Origin of the sequence: Plantibacter sp. VKM Ac-2876 (assembly GCF_015350715.1) — a bacterium.
GTDB classification, from domain to species: Bacteria; Actinomycetota; Actinomycetes; order Actinomycetales; family Microbacteriaceae; genus Plantibacter; species Plantibacter auratus.
In genome coordinates this window covers 784,966-801,306 of sequence record NZ_JADKSI010000003.1, presented here as the reverse complement: position 1 = coordinate 801,306, position 16,341 = coordinate 784,966, and the positions used below count along the sequence as shown (strand labels likewise).

The window sequence follows — 16,341 nt, the reverse complement described above, 5'->3', positions numbered from 1 at the left end:
GATGTCCATCGCAGCAGTCACCCCCGACTCATCACGCCGCCGACTCGCCACGGCCGGGAAGTTCCTCGTCCTCGTCATCGCCGCGTTCCTCACCCTCGCTCCGGTGGTGTGGACGCTCATCACGGCCCTCACCCCGGCGAACGTCGCCACCGGGCAGACCGAGTTCGGCCCGGGCGCGTTCATCGACGTCTTCCAGAAGATCCCGATCCTGCTCTACACGTGGAACAGCGCGCTCGTGACGCTCCTCATCGCGGCCGGGCAGATGCTCAGTGCGGCCATGGCCGGCTACGTGTTCGCGCGCTTCGACTTCGGCGGCAAGCGGATCCTGTTCGGCCTCATCCTCGCCACGATGATGGTGCCGATGCAGGTGACGATCGTCCCCGTGTTCATGCTCATCCGCGGCATGGGACTCTCGGACACGCTCCTCGCGCTCATCATCCCGATGATCCCGACGGCGTTCGGCACGTTCCTCATGCGGCAGTACTTCATGGGGTTGCCGCCGGAGCTCGCCGAGGCGGCGCAGATCGACGGGGCGGGACCGTGGAAGATCTTCTTCCGCATCTACCTGCCGCTCGCCGCCCCGGGCCTCGCGATCGTCGGCATCCTCGCCTTCAACTACCACTGGAACGAGTTCTTCCGACCGTTGATCCTCACGATCAGCGAGCAGAACTTCACCCTCCCGCTCGGGCTCGTGACCCTGCAGGGCAACCTCGGCACCGGGTCGGTCGCGACCGTCCTCGCCGGTGTCGTCCTGTCCATGATCCCGGCTGCGCTGGTCTTCGTCTTCGGCCAGAAGCCGCTGCGCGAAGGGCTCACCGCCGGCGTCAGCAAGTGACCAGCACCACCGCCCTCCCCTCGATCCGACTGATCTCGAACCGAAAGGAAGCCATGACCGGCCTCCACGCAACGCACGTCCTCGACCGCGGCTTCCCGCTGCTGCATCCACGACCCGCGGCCGGGTGGTTGAACGACCCCAACGGCATCATGTTCGTCGACGGTCGCTGGCACGTGTTCTTCCAGTACAACCCGGGGTCGGCCCGGCACGAGAACATCCACTGGGGTCACGTGAGCTCGCCGGACCTGCTCGCCTGGGAGGAGCACCCGGTGGCCCTGGCACCACGCCCTGGCACCACCGACGGCTTCGGCTGTTGGAGTGGCGTCGGGGTCGTCGACCAGGGCCGGCCGGCCGTCGTCTACTCGGGCGCGCGTGATCGACACGGGTTCTCGGAGGTCGTCGTCGTCCACGGTTCGGCGGATGCGCAGGACTGGAGCGGCGAACGCATCGTCGCTGCCGGGCTCCCCACGGACGAGCGCGTGACGATGGTGCGCGACCCGTTCGTCTTCGAGCTGGGTGGGCGCCGCTGGGCGATCCAGGGTGCCGGCCGCTCCGACGTCGGTGGCGCACTGCTCCTCTACGGTGTCGACGACCTCGACGCCTGGACCGAGGAGGGGTACCTGCTGACGGCCGAGGCACCGGTCGTCTCGGAGCTCGCTCCGTGCGAAGGCTGGGAATGCCCGCAGCTTGTGCGGGCCGGCGACGACTGGGTGCTGCTGGTGTCGCTGTGGCTCGACGGCCAGCCGCACCGCGGGGTGGCCTGGGTCCTCGGCTCGATGGAGCTCGACGAGGCCACCGGGCGACCCGCGTTCAGCGCCCGCCGGACCGGCATCATCGACGAGGGGTCGAGCTTCTACGCGCCGCAGGCCGTGCAGTCCGACGGCTCGGACGGACAGTCGGAGCGGGTACTGCTCTGGGGCTGGGCCCAGGAGATCGCACCCGATGGCGTGCGCGGCCGGACGCAGACGGACACCGACGAGCAGGGTTGGTCGGGCATGCTGACGTTCCCGCGCGAGCTCGTGGTCCGCGGCGACGAGGTCGAGCTGGTCCCCGCGCGGGAACTGACGGGACTCCGGGCCGAGGTCGTCGACGCTGCGGAACTCCCTGATCAGGCGGAGGTGCGACTCACGGGTGCAGGCGCGGCCTCCCTCGAGCTGGAGGGCTCGAACACGCAGCTGATCTGGCGGGGCGAGCTGGCCGAGGGTGACGAGGTCCGGATCCTCATCGACGCGTCCATCGTCGAGATCCACCACACCGGGCACCCCGCCCGGACGTTCCGGGCGTATCCGGCCGACGGCGAGCGGTACGCCGTGCGGCACGACGCGGCCGTGCGGAGCGAAACGTGGTCGCTGGCCCTCCCCACGGCAGGCGGCGTGTCGGCATCCCACTGACCCGGAAACGCGGTGACGCGCGGCACGGAATGCGCCGCGCGTCACCGCGTGCAGTCGCCGGACCTACTTCGCGAGGAACTCCAGGACGGCCTCGTTCCATTCCTCCGCGTGGCTGACGTTGACGCCGTGCGGCGCACCCTTGACGACATACAGCGTCGACGTCGGGATCGCCGCGTGCGTCCGTGCACCGGAGCCCTCGAAGGGGACGGTCGCATCGCTGTCGCCGTGGATGACGAGCGTCGGGACCGTGACGTTCGGCAAGTCGTCGCGGAAGTCGGTGTTCGCGAACGACGCCATCGCCTCGAGCGCGGCGGGCTTGAACGCCTGGTGCGCGAGCGCGAGGGCTTCCTGACGCTGCTCCTCCGTGACCTTCAGCTCGCCGTCGACCGAGAAGAAGTCGGTCGTGAACTGGTCGTAGAACGCGTCCTGGTCCGCCGTGAGACCTGCGGTCATCTTCGCGGCCTCGGAGACGGGGAGCGGACCGTCCGGGTTGCCGGGGGTCTGCAGCAGGTAGGGCGGCACTGCGGAGGCGAACACCGCACTGTGGATGCGCTCCGAACCGTGGCGGGTGAAGTACCGGGCGACCTCGCCGCCACCCATCGAGAACCCGACGAGCGTCACGTCGCGCAGGTCGAGGGCTTCGATGACGGCCTGCAGGTCGTCGGTGAGCCGGTCGTAGCCGTAACCGGTCAGCGGCTTGTCGCTGCGACCGAAGCCGCGGCGATCGTAGGTGATGACACGGTAGCCGGCGGCCTCGAAGGCCGGGACCTGTTCCTTCCACGACTCGCCCGACAGCGGCCACCCGTGGATGAGGACGACCGGGCGTCCGGTGCCGCCGGTGTCGTCGACGTGCAGCTTCGTCTCCTTCAGCAGGCCGTGGTGTGCGGTGATCTCCGACATGGCGTTCCTCTCCCGGGCCGCAGGTCGCGGCCACTCAGACCAGCTTCGGAGGGAGTGCCGCGAGCGGATGGGGGCTTGCGAACCGCGAGGCGATGTCCTATCCGATGAAGACTCCGGCGACGTGGCGACCCGGCACGTTCACCGCTCGGTCGGGAGCAGCCCCAACCGCCGTGCGGTGGCCAGCGCGTCCTCGCGGGAGTCGACACCGAGCTTCCGGTAGACGTTCCGGAAGTGGAACTTCACCGTGTTCGCGGACACGTACAGCGCCTGCGCGATGTCCTGCCGGGTCCGACCCTCCGCCGAGAGCTGGAGGATCCGGCGCTCGGTGGCGGTGAGCTCCACGAGCTGCACGGTCTCCGGCGTCGGCTCGGGACTCGAGGCGAGCGTCCGCTCGATCCGCGCATGGGTCTCGCTGGGCGACATCGTGCCAAGGAGGTATCGGAGCGGCCTGCGCGGCGCCACCACGAAGGGCGTCAGCATCCCGGTCCGCGCCGTCGTCGCGATCGCCTGCAGGAGATGCCGCCGACCGTCCTCGTCTGAGTCGTCGGCGAGCGCCGAGGTGATGAGCAGCTCCGTCTGCGCACCGGCGTCGATGTGCTCTTCTGCGAGCCCTGCGGTGGCGAGTTCCCGGGCAAGGGGTTTGCGGTCGGTCAGGAGCGCGAGCCGCGAAGCGACCGCCGCGGTGTGGGCGTTGCGGTCACGGCCGTCGAGGAGGACGCTGGCCTCCGTCGGCCGGTCGAGGGCGAGGAGGAGTGACGCCTCCACGGCGTCGAGGAGTCGCTCCGACCCGGCGTGACGCAGGCTGCGACCGGCGAACACGCGGGTGCGTTCGATGAGCTGCAGCGCCGCCCGTCGATCGCCCCAGAGGAGTGCGTGCTGCGCTTGCGCGTAGGTGATGAACGGGGCCCAGGACCGTTCACGGTTGACCTGGAGCTCCAGCATCGCGAGCGCCGCCTCAGCCGCCGCACGGTCGACGCGGGCGATGGCGATCAAGGCACGGGCGATCGACCCGGACAGCTGGACCAGGGGCACCATCCACCCATGGGCGCCGCCCCCGTCGGCGTGGCGTTCGAGCCAGCGGTCCGCCTCCACGATCTCGCCGCGCACCGCATAGAGCAGGGCGAGCTTGCCGGAGGCGTCACCGCCGTTCCGGCCGTCCCACGACTCGTGCCGGAGCTCGTACGCCTCGCGGAGGACGAGGCTCGCCTCGTGGAGGTCGCCCGCGAGCAGTTTCGTGATCCCCACCTGCAGGAGGGCGGTGGGGACGCGGGGCGCGAACTCGGTCGGGCGGTGCACGCGGGCTCGGCGAGCGAGCTCCTCGGTGATCCGCGCGTAGTGCAACGCACGCTGGTGCCGGCCGTGCACGCGGTAGGCGATCATGAACGCCGTCGATGCGCTCAGGCTGATGCGCGCGAGCTCGGAGCGGGCGCGGTCACGGAGGTCGTCGGGATGGGTCGGGAGCTGGAACTGCCCCACCGACTGGTCGAGTGCGTCGGTCTCCCCGCGGATGTTGAGTCGGATCTCGCGGACGGCGAAGGCGATGGGGTGGTTCGAGAGCACGCGCGCCGGGAGTGCCTGCAGCGCGCGGTCGAGCGTCGCGAGGTCGAGCGCCATGAGGATCCCCCACTCGTACTCGATCACCGAGACGACCGTGTCCCAGTCCTCCTCCTCGATGGCCGTGGTGAGGAGACGGGTGACCGGGGCGACGTCCGTGGGGTGGAGGAACCCCGCCCCGAGGGAGGGAAAGTACCTATTCCGACCGATGTGCACGGGTCAACCCTAAGTGACCGTCACCTGTCGGGGAACACCCGGGGCAGGATGCGGGGTGGTCTTTGGCCGATCCGCCCGGACCGCGCGCGGGTTGCCGCTCTACTGATCCTCGGCCCCACAGCTGGGGCCAGGTTTTCGGCGGGCGCACCGCCGCTTCACGGGGAGGCAACACACATGCAGCAGCACACGGGTCGAAGGAGTCACCGCGCGCGGTGGCGGAACCGGTGGGGGGCACCGTCCGCCGGTCGCGCGACCATGGGGATCATCGGGGTGACCGTCCTGTCGGCGCTGTCGCTCGTCGGGGTCGGGTCGAGCGCGCAGGCGCTGCCGGGGACGCCGGGAACGCCGCAGACGGGCTCGGTCGTCTACACCGAGGACTTCGAGAACGGCGTGACGTCGCCGACGTACATCGAGGACTACGTCGGAGCCGACGGCACGCGGTACACCGCGGACGCCTCCTGGCGCGACCACACCCAGTGCAACGGCAACATCACGAGCTTCGCCTCGTCCGCGGAGCCGCAGTGCCTCGCGGCATCGGCGTCCGGTGAAGGGCGCACGCGGCAGCTCGCCTGGGCCCTCGGCGCCGGCGACACGGCCAACCACTCCGTGAGTGCCTGGACCTCGCAGCAGAACCTCACGATGAACCCGCCGAACGCGGTGGAGTTCGCGACCGTCGACCCGATCGCGCTCACGAGCGCCGGCCGGTACCTCACGACCTCGGTGGATCTCGCCGCGGTGTCCTGCAACGCGGCGCAGCAGCCCGTCCTCGAATTCTTCCTCACCGACGACCAGGGCGGCGCGCACTCCGTCGGGGCCATCAACGGCTGCACCGCAGCGGGCTCCCGGTCCGTCACCGCACCGGCCACCGGTGCGGCCGGGGCGGAGAACGTCCGCGTCGGCACCTACGTGTCGCCGGGAGCGGTGCTGCTCCCCGGGGCGACCGTCGGCATCGTCGCCCGCAACCTGACCGGCGGTGGCACGGCCGGCAACGACCACGCCTTCGACAACATCCAGGTGCTCGACGTCTCCCCGCAGTTGGACAAGTCGTTCAGCCCGGCGAGCGTCGTCGCCGGTGAGACGTCCACGCTGACCCTCACGATCACCAACACCGACGAGCTCGCGGCGAAGAACGGCTGGTCCTTCACGGACGCGCTGCCCGCCGGCCTGACGATCGCCGACGGCGACGCGTCGACCACCTGCCCGTCGGGTGTCGTCACCGCACCCGAGGGCGGCTCGTCGATCGACGTGACCGGGAACCTCAGCCAGGGCATGGCCTCCTGCGCCGTGACCGTCGAGGTCACGTCGCCCGTCGCCGGGACGTTCACGAACGGTCCCGACAACATCACGAGCGTGGGCCTCAACCCGCCGGCCGACGTCACGGTCGAGTTCGTGCCGCAGGCCCCCGCGATCACCGTCGTGAAGTCCGCGTCCCCCGCAGCGGCGGAGTACGCCGTCGGCGACGAGATCACCTACTCCTTCCTCGTCACCAACACCGGCAACGTCCCGCTCACCGACGTCCAGGTCGACGAGGGCGCGTTCACCGGGACCGGTGACCTCTCCGACGTCGTCTGCCCACCGGGCGCGGCGACGCTCGCACCCGCGGCGGCCGTCACCTGCGAGGCCACCTACACGATGACGCAGGCCGACATCGATGCCGGCACCGTCTCGAACTCGGCCACCGCGACCGGGACACCGCCGCAGGGCCAGCCGCCGGTCTCACCGCCGTCCGAGGTCACCATCCCGGGCGTGGCCCAGGCCCCGGCGCTCACCGTCGCGAAGTCGGCGACGCCGACCACGGTCGCGAACGCCGGCGAGGACGTCACCTACTCGTTCCTCGTCACCAACACCGGCAACGTCACCCTGACCGACGTCTCGATCATCGAGGGGGAGTTCACCGGCACCGGCGAGCTGTCCGACGTGGTCTGCCCGGCCGCAGCCGGCTCGCTCGCTCCGGCGGCGACCGTCACCTGCGAAGCGAGCTACACGGTCACGCAGGCCGACGTCGACGCCGGCTCCGTGACCAACTCGGCGACCGCGACCGGCACCCCGCCGGCAGGCGGCACTCCCCCGGTCTCACCGCCGTCGGAGACCACGGTCGAGTTCCCGGCAGCGCCCGCCATCACGGTGGCGAAGTCCGCGACGCCGACCACGGTCGCGAACGCCGGCGAGGACGTCACCTACTCGTTCCTGGTCACCAACACCGGCAACGTCACCCTCGCCGACGTCCAGATCGTCGAGGGCGATTTCACCGGAACCGGTGAGCTGTCCCAGGTCGTCTGCCCGCCCGCGGCAGGCTCGCTCGCTCCAGCTGCGACCGTCACCTGCGAGGCCACCTACACGGTGACCCAGGCCGACGTCGACGCGGGATCGGTCACGAACAGCGCGACCGCGACCGGCACCCCGCCGAACGGTGGCACTCCCCCGGTCTCGCGGCCGTCGGAGACCACCGTCGCGTTCCCGGCGACACCCGCCATCACGGTCGTGAAGTCGGCCGATGCGGTGGCCCAGGACGGCCTCGCGGTCGGCCAGGTCGTCACCTACTCCTTCCTCCTCACCAACACCGGGAACGTCACCCTGACGAACCCGACGGTGGTGGAAGGGGAGTTCTCCGGCGCCGGCGAGCTGTCCGACGTCGTCTGCCCGGCCGAAGCCGCTTCGTTGGCACCGGGCGCGACGGTCACCTGCGAGGCCACCTACACGGTCGTGCAGGCCGACGTCGACGCGGGCCTGATCACGAACTCGGCGACCGCGACGGCGACACCGCCGAACAGCGTGAACGGCGTGCCGCCGGTCTCGCCGCCGTCCGAGGTCACGATCCCGTCGCCGCCCGTCCCCGGTCTCTCGGTGGTCAAGACGGCAGACGTCGAGCGGGCCACGACCGCGGGACAGGTCATCACCTACTCGTTCCAGGTGACGAACACCGGCAACGTCACGCTGCGTGACGCCGCGGTCCAGGAAGGTGACTTCACCGGCACGGGCACGCTCTCCGCGATCACCTGCCCGACCGGCACGGCGCTCCTCGCCCCCGGGCTCCAGGTCGTCTGCACCGCGACGTACACGGTCACCCAGGCTGACCTGAACGCGGGCTCGATCCGCAACACCGCGTTCGGGACCGGCGTGACGCCGGGCGGCGAATCGTTCACCTCCGACCCGTCCACGGCCACCGTGAGCACGCCTGGTCCGGTGCTCGCCTCGACCGGAACGACCGTCGCACCACTGGTGGTCGGAGCGGCGATCCTGCTGCTGCTCGGTACCGGGCTCGTCATCCGACGCCGCCTCGTCACCGGGCGCTGACCCGGACCTGACCGATCGGGCGGGTCGAGCCTTCGGGCTCGGCCCGCCCGTCGTACTTCCACCACCACTACCCTGTTGAGGCCATGAGATCCGCGACCACCACGACCCTGCTGCGCTGTGCGGCCTTCGGCGCCGTCGGTGCCGTCATCCTCGTCCTCGTCAGCCCGCTGACCTCGACCGCCGCGGTGCTCAACCCGGTGCTCTACGCCGCGATCGCCGCCGTCACGATGGTGATGCCGATGCTCGCCAGGCGCTGGACGGGCGTCCCCGGTGCCACGGTGCTCACCGCAGCCGTCACCGGGCTCCTCGCACTGCCCGTCACGGCCCTCGGCCCGGCGATCATCGTCGCGCTCGTCGTCCCGGCAGTCGCGATCGACCTGGTGCTCGCCCGCCGCCGTCACCCCGCCCGCGTGACGACCTGGCTTGCGGCCGGGGCCGGCGGCGTCGCGATCTGGGCGCTGTCCTTCGCGGTGATCTCGCCCGACCTCGTCTCGCCGGTGCTCGTCATCGTGCTGCTCGCGGTCCGTGTCGTGAGCTACGTCCTCGCCATGGAGCTGGCCGGTCTCGTCGCCGGGCGCCTCCGCCGATCCGGCGTGCGATCCGTGCGTCGCGGCGACGCCCGCCGAGGATCCTCCGACGCCTGATCCGCGTCAGCGTTCGACAGCCGCGTTCCACCGGGGACGGTCGGGGTCGGCGTCCCACTCCTCCAGCACCGCTGCTCCGGAGGCGACCGGGAAGGTCGTGATCAGGCGCTCATCGATGCCGTACACGAGCGCGACTGCGTCGGTGTCCGTCGGGTCGCCGAGCGCCAGACGCATCCGACCGGACGGGCCGTCGGCCGTCCGTACCGGTCGTGCGAGCAGGTCCCGCGCGGCCGCCGTCACCCGCGACAGCAAGGACGACCCACGAGCCCAGGGGACGAACTCGTCGTCGGGGAGCCCGAACGCGCGCGCGAGCGTTCCGTCCAGCCAGCGGTCGCGCTTCAACCCGTACGGCGTCGGGACCGACGAGAGCAGGTAGCCGTAGACGTGGAGGAGCCCGGCGTTCCCGACCGGCCAAGCCGCGGTGAGGCCGGCGCGCGCATGGAGTGCCTCGAAGAGCACACGAGGGATCACGGGCCCGCCCGTGTGCTCGTCGATGACGGTCGACGAACCCCACGAGGCGAACCGGCCGGCCGCTGTGTCGTCGTCGATCGCCGCACCCAACCAGGAGTGCTCCTCGAGCACGGTCGAGGGTTCGGTCTCTGCTCGTCGCGCGAGCTCCGTCATCATCACAGCACCACAGCATAGGCGGCTCGTGCGTCGGTGAATTCACCCGCCGTTCACCCGCCATGGTGATTGCGTCCACACTCGCCGTCCATGATGGACGCAGCGTCCGCAGGAGCGGCCGCGTGAATGAAACGCTCAGAAGGAGCGCCTGTGGCCCCCACCATCCTCTTCGATTTCGACGGCACCCTCGCCCTCGGCGACGGGCCGATCACGGCCTTCGCCCGCGCCATCGCCGAGCGCACCGGCGATTCCGAGTTCGCGATGCGCGCCGAGGCCGCCCTCGCCGCGTTCGCGACCGGCGAGACCGACGCCCGCGACGGGTACGACGCCGTGACCCGGATCGCCCGCGAAGCCGGCGTCGGTGCCGACGTCATCGGCGCGTCCTACGATGACTCCCGCGCCCTGCTCGGCTCGAGCGAAGCGGCGGTCGACTCCCCCGAGGGCCTGCCCGCATTCCTCGAGACACTGGGCACCCACGCCCGACTCGTCCTGGCCACGAACGCCCCCGGTGACGGCATCACGGCGCTCCTCCAGTCCTGGGGCGTCGCCGAGGCGTTCGACGCCGTGCACTTCACCGTCGGGAAGCCGGCAGGCCTCGTCCCGCTCATCCGCGACGCGCTCGCCGCCGGCCCCGTCCTCGCCGTCGGCGACATCGTCGAGAACGACCTCGCTCCCGCCGCCGAACTGGGCGCCGACACCGCCCTCGTCGGCGCGACCTTCGAGCGCTCGACGGCCACCGCCACGATGCGTGGGCGATCGCTCGCCGATCTGTACGAGCAGATCATCGCCTGGGCCGTAGCAGCATCGCGCCTCCCCGACGCCTCCCAGACCTCCACTCCCGCTCCGTCCGCCTCCTGATCACCCTCCACCCTCGAAAGGCATCCCGAACATGCGCAAGACCCTGCTCCTCACCGGCGTCGCGGCCGTCGCCGCCCTCGCCCTCGCCGGCTGCAGCCCCGCCGCCTCGTCGCCGTCGGCCACGGGCACGGCGTCGTGGCCCGACTCCATCACCATCTCGCTCGTGCCGTCGGTGGAGGGCGAGGACCTCGCCGAAGCACTCGACCCGCTCACCAGCTACCTGTCGGAGAACCTCGGCATCGAGGTCAACGGCGTCGTCGCGACCGACTACGCCGCGACCGTCGAGGCCCTCGGCAGCGACCAGGCGCAGGTCATCATCACCGACGCCGGCTCGCTCTACAACGCGACCGAGCGCTACGACGCGAACCTCGTCCTGCGCGACGTCCGCTTCGGCGCGACCTCGTACGCGTCGGTCGCCTACACGAACAACCCCGACAAGTACTGCGCCGAGGCTCCCGTCATGGTCACCTACGCGGCGAGCGACACCCCGCTCTCCTACTGCAACGGCATCGAGCCCGGCGCAGACGCTGCGACCGGCTCCGGGCCGGCCGCGCTGAAGGCCCTCGACAAGATCTCGAAGGGCACCAAGGTCGCCCTGCAGGCCGCGACCTCGCCCGCCGGATACCAGTACCCCGTGGTCGCCATGCGTGACGCCGGCATCGACACGGACGCCGACATCACCCAGGTCCCGGTCGAGGGCAACAACAACGCGGTCCTCTCCGTCTACAACGGCGACGCCGAAGTCTCGTTCGGCTACTGGGACGCGCGCACGACCGTCCTCAAGGAGGCGCCCGACGTCGCCGACAAGGTCGTCGCCTTCGCCTACACCGAGATGATCCCCAACGGCGGCGTCGCCGTCTCGAAGTCGCTCCCGGCCGACCTCACCAAGCAGCTCACCAAGCTCATGGCGGGCTACGCCGATTCCTCCGACGAGGCGAAGAAGGTCATGTTCGACCTCGTCGGCCTGTCCGGCTGGACCGACAAGACCGCACCGGACGAGATCACCCGCTACGGCGAGATCCTCGACCAGTTCTCGAACTGACCCGCTCCAACCGATCGACCCTCTCCAGGAATCCGGTGCATGAACACTGATCAGCATCGCGCGGAGGCCCGAGCCCAGCTCGCGGCCTCCGCGTCGTGGTCCATCCGTCTCGACGACGTCTCGGTCACCTACCCGAACGGCACGAAGGCGCTCCGCAACGTCTCACTCGACATCGCCGCTGGGGAGATGGTCTCCGTCGTGGGGCTCTCCGGCTCCGGCAAGTCGACGCTCATCCGCACGATCAACGGCCTCGTGCCGGCGACGAGCGGGACCGTCGCCGTCGGGCCGCACACCGTCACCGGTCTGCGCGGCCGGCAGCTCCGTCGTCTGCGCGGGCACGTCGGCATGATCTTCCAGGGCTTCAACCTGGCCGACCGGACGAGCGTGTACCGCAACGTGCTCGTCGGCAGGTTCGCCAGCACCCCGACGTACCGGAACCTCCTCGGCCTGACCACCGCCGCCGACCGGGAGCTCGCTCTGCGCTCGCTCCAGTCGGTCGGCATGCTCGACAAGGTCTGGACCCGCGCGGCGCAGCTCTCCGGTGGGCAGAAGCAGCGGGTCGCGATCGCCCGCGCCCTGACGCAGCAGCCGAGCGTCATGCTCGCCGACGAGCCCGTCGCGAGCCTCGACCCGCCGACCGCGCACACGGTCATGAACGACCTGCGCCGGGTGAACACCGAGACGGGTCTCACGGTGCTCGTGAACATCCACCTCATGGACCTCGCTCGCACCTACACGACCCGCATGATCGGGCTCCGCGACGGCGAACTCGTCTACGACGGCTCCGCAGCCGACGCGACCGAGGCGGACTTCGAACGGATCTACGGTCGCCCCATCCAGCCCGACGATCGGCTCGACCGATGACGGCGACCAGCACCGACCGGAAGCTGCCACCTGGGACCGACTGGCAGCTGCCGCCCAGGCCGAGCACCCGGCTGCGGACCGCGCTCATCATCGGGGCCGTGGCCGCCTTCACGATCGCCACCTGCCTCCCGGCGATCGGTGGCGTGCAGCTCGACTTCGGCGCGCTCATCTCCCACTGGGACAACGGATCCGGTCTGCTCCTCCAGCTCTTCCAACCCGACTTCGCCTTCCTGCCACGGACGGTGCAACCGATGCTCGAGACGCTGCAGATGGCGCTCGTGGGTGCGGTGGCCGCTGCGTTGCTGTCCGTCCCGCTGACGCTGTGGGCGGCTGCCCCGACGAACCCGAACGGCCTGTCGCGTCGCATCCTGCGTGCGATCGTCAACGTCGTCCGAGCGGTGCCCGACCTCGTCTACGCGACCATCCTCGTCGCCATGGTCGGCGTCGGTGCGCTGCCCGGCCTCCTGACGCTCTTCCTCTTCGACCTCGGCATCATCGTCAAACTCGTCTCGGAGGCGATCGACTCCGCCGACCACCCGTACATCGAGGCGGGCAAGGCCGCCGGTGGGACGCAGACGCAGATCAACCGCGTCACCGTCCTCCCGCAGGTCTGGCCGCTGTTCGCGAACCAGTGGCTGTACACCCTCGAGCTCAACGTCCGCATCTCCGCCATCCTCGGCATCGTCGGCGCCGGCGGCATCGGTCGGCTGCTCGACGAACGGCGGGCGTTCTACGCCTACGACGACGTCTCGGTGATCGTCCTCGAGATCCTCGTCGTCGTCGTGCTCATCGAGGTCGCGTCCAACCTGCTGCGGAGGCAACTCGTATGACCGCGAACGATCCGAACACCGTGCTCCCCCGCCGTCCCTCGCGACTCGTCCCGACCCTCGCGGCCGTCGCCGTCGGGATCGTCGTCATCGCCGCGACCGCCGGCCTGCCGATCGACTGGCGCGACCTCGGCACCGTCCCGGCGCAGCTCGTGCACTTCGGCGGGCTCATGTTCGAGAGCCCGAACTGGGAGAAGCTGCCGCGGGCCCTCACCGAGATGTGGCGGTCGATCTCGATGGCCTGGATCGGCGCGATCCTCTGCGTCCTCGTCTCGATCCCGCTCGGCATGCTCGCGGCAGGGTCGGTCGGTCCGGTCTGGCTGCGGCTGCCGCTGCGTGGGGTGTTCGCCGTCATCCGCGCGGTCCCGGAGGTGATCATCGCCCTCATCCTGCTCACGATCACCGGGCTCACCCCGTTCACGGGCGCGTTGGCCCTCGGGATCGCCGGCATCGGCACCCAGGGGAAGTGGGTCTACGAGACGATCGAGTCGGTGCAGGAGGGCGCCTCGGAGGCCGTCCGCGCTGCCGGTGGCGGTACCGCCGAGGTGACGCGCTGGGCGCTCTGGCCCGCCGCCGCCCCGGCACTGCTGTCGCTCGCGCTCTACCGGTTCGAGATCAACATCCGCACCTCGGCGGTCCTCGGGCTCGTCGGCGCGGGCGGGATCGGCAGCATGCTGGCGAACTACACCAACTATCGCCAGTGGGATACAGTCGGGATGCTGCTGATCGTGGTGGTCGTCGTGACCATGACGATGGACGCGATCTCGGGTGCCATCCGACGCCGGATCACCCGGGGCCCCGGCATCGCCCGCACCACCCGTACCGCCCTTCCCGCCCGCACGACGAGGAGCCGCAATGTGGACAGGGTCCGCTGACGCCCCGCCGACGGCCAGGATCGCGATGCTCGCGCCGTCGCTCCAGCCGAGCGAACGCCGGGTGGCCGAGACGGTGGCCGAGGACATCGAGGCGAGCATCGAGCGCACCGCCCAGGAGGTCGCCGACCTCGCCGGCGTCGGCCGCGCCACCGTCATCCGCACCGCGCAGTCGCTCGGGTACGAGGGCTACCCGCAGCTGCGGGTCGCCCTCACCCGTGAGGTCGCGCTCGGGGCGCCGGCCGCCCGCGACGACGGCGACGACACGATGCTCGGCACCCTCCGCGGGGCCATCGACCATTTCGCCGGTCGCCTCGGCCAGACGACGTCGGCGATGACGGAGGATACGCTCGAACGGTTCGTCCGCGTGCTCGATGAGGCACCGAGACTGCTCATCGCGGCGAACGGCCTCTCCTCACCGCTCGGTTCCGACCTGGCGATGCGGCTCATCTCGGCCGGCCGGCCGGCCGAATACCTGCCCGACACGCTCGGGCAGCAGATCGCCGCCACCCACCTCGGCCCGGGCGCGGCGTGTCTGGTCCTGTCGGGCTCGGGCGCGAACCGGGCGTCCGTCGACGTGGCCGCGGCAGCTCGGGCGAGTGGCGCGACCGTCCTCGCGATCACCTCCTTCCCGCGCTCGGCCGTCGCCGAACTCGCCGATGTCGCCCTCGTGGTCGCTCCCATCGACGCCACCTTCCGGGACGAACTCGTGCACACCTCGCGGGCGGCCATCATGCTCGTGACGGAATCCGTGGTCGGGCTGCTCGTGGGCCGACGGGGTGATCGTGCGCAGCGCGCCCAGTCTGCGACGCTCGCGGTCATCAGCGGCTCGCTGTCGGACGACGCCTCGGACTGACCCGGCCCGGGCCGACCGGCTCGGGCCGGTGCCGGGATCCGCGAGAATGTTCTCCATGCCCCGTCACCGACTGCGTCGTCACCTGCTCACCGCCGTGATCGCGGCCACCGGTTCCCTCCTCGTCCTCTGCGGCTGCGCGGGCCCCGCCACGACACCGGCCGCGGACACCGACGCGACGCTCCGCGTGGGCCTCGTCCTCGAGCCGTCGGACCTGAACATCCGGACGACCTCCGGCGTCGCACTCGAGCAGGTCCTCATCGACAACGTCTACCAGGGGCTGGTCTCGCGCACGACGGACAACGAGATCGTCGACACCCTCGCCGAGCGCCACGAAGTCAGTGCCGACGGGCTCACCTACACCTTCGTCCTCCGTGACGGCGTAACCTTCCACGACGGTGCTCCGCTCACCACCGCCGACGTGGTCGACTCGCTCACACAGGTGCAGCAGAACGCGGCGTTCGTCGACCACCTCGACCTGGAGCAGCTCCAGACCGTCACGGCGGTCGACGACCGCACCGTCCGGCTGCAGCTCAGCTCCCCCGACTCCGACCTGCTGTGGGCGCTGACGGGTCGTGCGGGGCTCGTCCTCCGGTCCGGGGCGGACAACGACCTGTCGACGACGGCGAACGGCACCGGCCCGTTCACGCTCACGTCCTGGAAGCAGGGCGACAGCATCACCGTCGAGCGGAACGACGACTACTGGGGCGACGCTCCGAAGGTGAAGGAGGTCGTCTTCAGTTACATCCCCGATGCGTCCTCGGCCGTCAACGCGACCCTCGCCGGCGAGGTCGACGTGCAGATCGGTCTCGACGCGAACCTGCGGGACCAGGTCGAGCGTGCCGACGGCCTGACGATCGTCGAGGGGAAGACGACCGACAAGTACACCCTCGCCTTCAACAACCAGCGCGCACCGCTCGACGACCCCCTCGTCCGGCAGGCGCTCCGCACGGCCATCGACCACGCGGCGATCGTCGAGGCGGTCGGCGGCGCCGCGGCCCTGCAGTACGGACCGATCCCGGAGCTCGACCCCGGCTACGAGGACCTCAGTGACGTCGTGAACTACGACCCGGAGGCGGCGAAGACGCTCCTCGCCCAGGCCGGCCAGGAGGACCTCGCGCTCACGCTCACCGTCCCGAACCACTACGGCACCGCCGCGACCAACGTCCTGGTGTCGCAGTTCAAGGCCATCGGCGTCACCCTCACGGTCGACAGCGTCGAGTTCCCCACCTGGTTGAACGACGTCTACACGAACCACGACTACGACCTCAGTCTCGTGAACCACGTCGAGGCACGCGACATCCAGCACTGGGCGGACCCGGACTACTACTTCGGCTACGACAACTCGCAGGTGCAGTCCCTGGTCGCCGAGGCCAGCGCTGCGACCGACCCCGAGGTCGCCGACGAACGACTCCGCGAAGCCGCAGCGCTGGTCTCGAAGGACCACGCGGCCGATTGGCTCTACACCGGGATCACCCTCACCGTCGTGCGCGACGGCGTGACCGGTTTCCCCACCGACTTCGTGAGCGAGCACCTCGACCTCCGGGACGTCGCCGTCACCGACTGA

General features: G+C 70.6%; 14 protein-coding genes. 11 read left to right on the top strand and 3 right to left on the bottom strand.

Annotation, left to right across the window (positions count from 1 at the left end):
* The first annotated feature begins 1 nt into the window (after position 1).
* Complete coding sequence (locus ITJ62_RS16215; RefSeq protein ID WP_064294695.1) at positions 2-835, top strand: carbohydrate ABC transporter permease; 834 nt, start codon at positions 2-4, stop codon at positions 833-835.
* Between the two features lie 53 nt (positions 836-888).
* Positions 889-2,226, top strand: coding sequence for a glycoside hydrolase family 32 protein (locus ITJ62_RS16210; protein WP_194604259.1), 1,338 nt, complete (start codon positions 889-891; stop codon positions 2,224-2,226).
* A gap of 63 nt (positions 2,227-2,289) precedes the next feature.
* Here ITJ62_RS16210 and ITJ62_RS16205 read toward each other — a convergent pair whose 3' ends face one another.
* Entirely contained in the window at positions 2,290-3,126 is an 837-nt protein-coding gene (locus ITJ62_RS16205; RefSeq protein WP_191941568.1) for an alpha/beta fold hydrolase, read from the bottom strand.
* Between the two features lie 138 nt (positions 3,127-3,264).
* The gene (locus tag ITJ62_RS19380; RefSeq protein WP_194604256.1) at positions 3,265-4,896 is read right to left on the bottom strand and encodes a LuxR C-terminal-related transcriptional regulator; all 1,632 of its coding nucleotides are present in this window, start codon (positions 4,894-4,896) and stop codon (positions 3,265-3,267) included.
* A gap of 174 nt (positions 4,897-5,070) precedes the next feature.
* On the opposite strand from ITJ62_RS19380, the gene ITJ62_RS16195 reads away from it, so the two are divergent.
* Both ITJ62_RS16195 and ITJ62_RS16190 read left to right on the top strand, forming a co-directional pair.
* On the top strand, positions 5,071-8,190 hold the full coding sequence (locus tag ITJ62_RS16195) for a DUF11 domain-containing protein (RefSeq protein ID WP_194604253.1): 3,120 nt from the start codon (positions 5,071-5,073) through the stop codon (positions 8,188-8,190).
* 83 nt (positions 8,191-8,273) lie between these two features.
* Entirely contained in the window at positions 8,274-8,834 is a 561-nt protein-coding gene (locus tag ITJ62_RS16190) for a hypothetical protein (protein WP_194604250.1), read from the top strand.
* A 6-nt stretch (positions 8,835-8,840) separates the two neighbouring features.
* On the opposite strand, the gene ITJ62_RS16185 is transcribed toward ITJ62_RS16190, so the two are convergent.
* A complete protein-coding gene (locus ITJ62_RS16185) occupies positions 8,841-9,461 on the bottom strand; it encodes an amino acid deaminase (protein ID WP_194604247.1) in 621 nt (206 codons plus the stop codon).
* Between the two features lie 147 nt (positions 9,462-9,608).
* On the opposite strand from ITJ62_RS16185, the gene ITJ62_RS16180 reads away from it, so the two are divergent.
* Genes ITJ62_RS16180 through ITJ62_RS16150 form a run of 7 tightly spaced genes read left to right on the top strand, consistent with a single transcriptional unit; the run spans position 9,609 to position 16,341 of the window.
* A complete protein-coding gene (locus ITJ62_RS16180) occupies positions 9,609-10,316 on the top strand; it encodes an HAD family hydrolase (RefSeq protein WP_228498549.1) in 708 nt (235 codons plus the stop codon).
* 31 nt (positions 10,317-10,347) lie between these two features.
* Positions 10,348-11,358, top strand: coding sequence for a phosphate/phosphite/phosphonate ABC transporter substrate-binding protein (gene phnD / locus ITJ62_RS16175; RefSeq protein WP_194604240.1), 1,011 nt, complete (start codon positions 10,348-10,350; stop codon positions 11,356-11,358).
* Between the two features lie 39 nt (positions 11,359-11,397).
* Positions 11,398-12,222: a phosphonate ABC transporter ATP-binding protein gene (gene phnC, locus ITJ62_RS16170; protein ID WP_124769805.1), complete on the top strand. Its 825-nt coding sequence runs from the start codon at positions 11,398-11,400 to the stop codon at positions 12,220-12,222.
* Positions 12,219-13,052: a phosphonate ABC transporter, permease protein PhnE gene (phnE, locus tag ITJ62_RS16165; RefSeq protein WP_194604239.1), complete on the top strand. Its 834-nt coding sequence runs from the start codon at positions 12,219-12,221 to the stop codon at positions 13,050-13,052. Before phnC ends, phnE (ITJ62_RS16165) begins: the two co-directional genes overlap by 4 nt.
* Positions 13,049-13,924, top strand: a complete 876-nt coding sequence (phnE, locus tag ITJ62_RS16160; protein ID WP_079706922.1) for a phosphonate ABC transporter, permease protein PhnE — start codon at positions 13,049-13,051, stop codon at positions 13,922-13,924. The genes phnE (ITJ62_RS16165) and phnE (ITJ62_RS16160) overlap by 4 nt, the downstream gene beginning before the upstream one ends.
* Positions 13,905-14,777, top strand: coding sequence for a MurR/RpiR family transcriptional regulator (locus ITJ62_RS16155; protein WP_194604237.1), 873 nt, complete (start codon positions 13,905-13,907; stop codon positions 14,775-14,777). The genes phnE (ITJ62_RS16160) and ITJ62_RS16155 overlap by 20 nt, the downstream gene beginning before the upstream one ends.
* 55 nt (positions 14,778-14,832) lie before the next feature.
* Entirely contained in the window at positions 14,833-16,341 is a 1,509-nt protein-coding gene (locus tag ITJ62_RS16150) for an ABC transporter substrate-binding protein (protein ID WP_194604235.1), read from the top strand.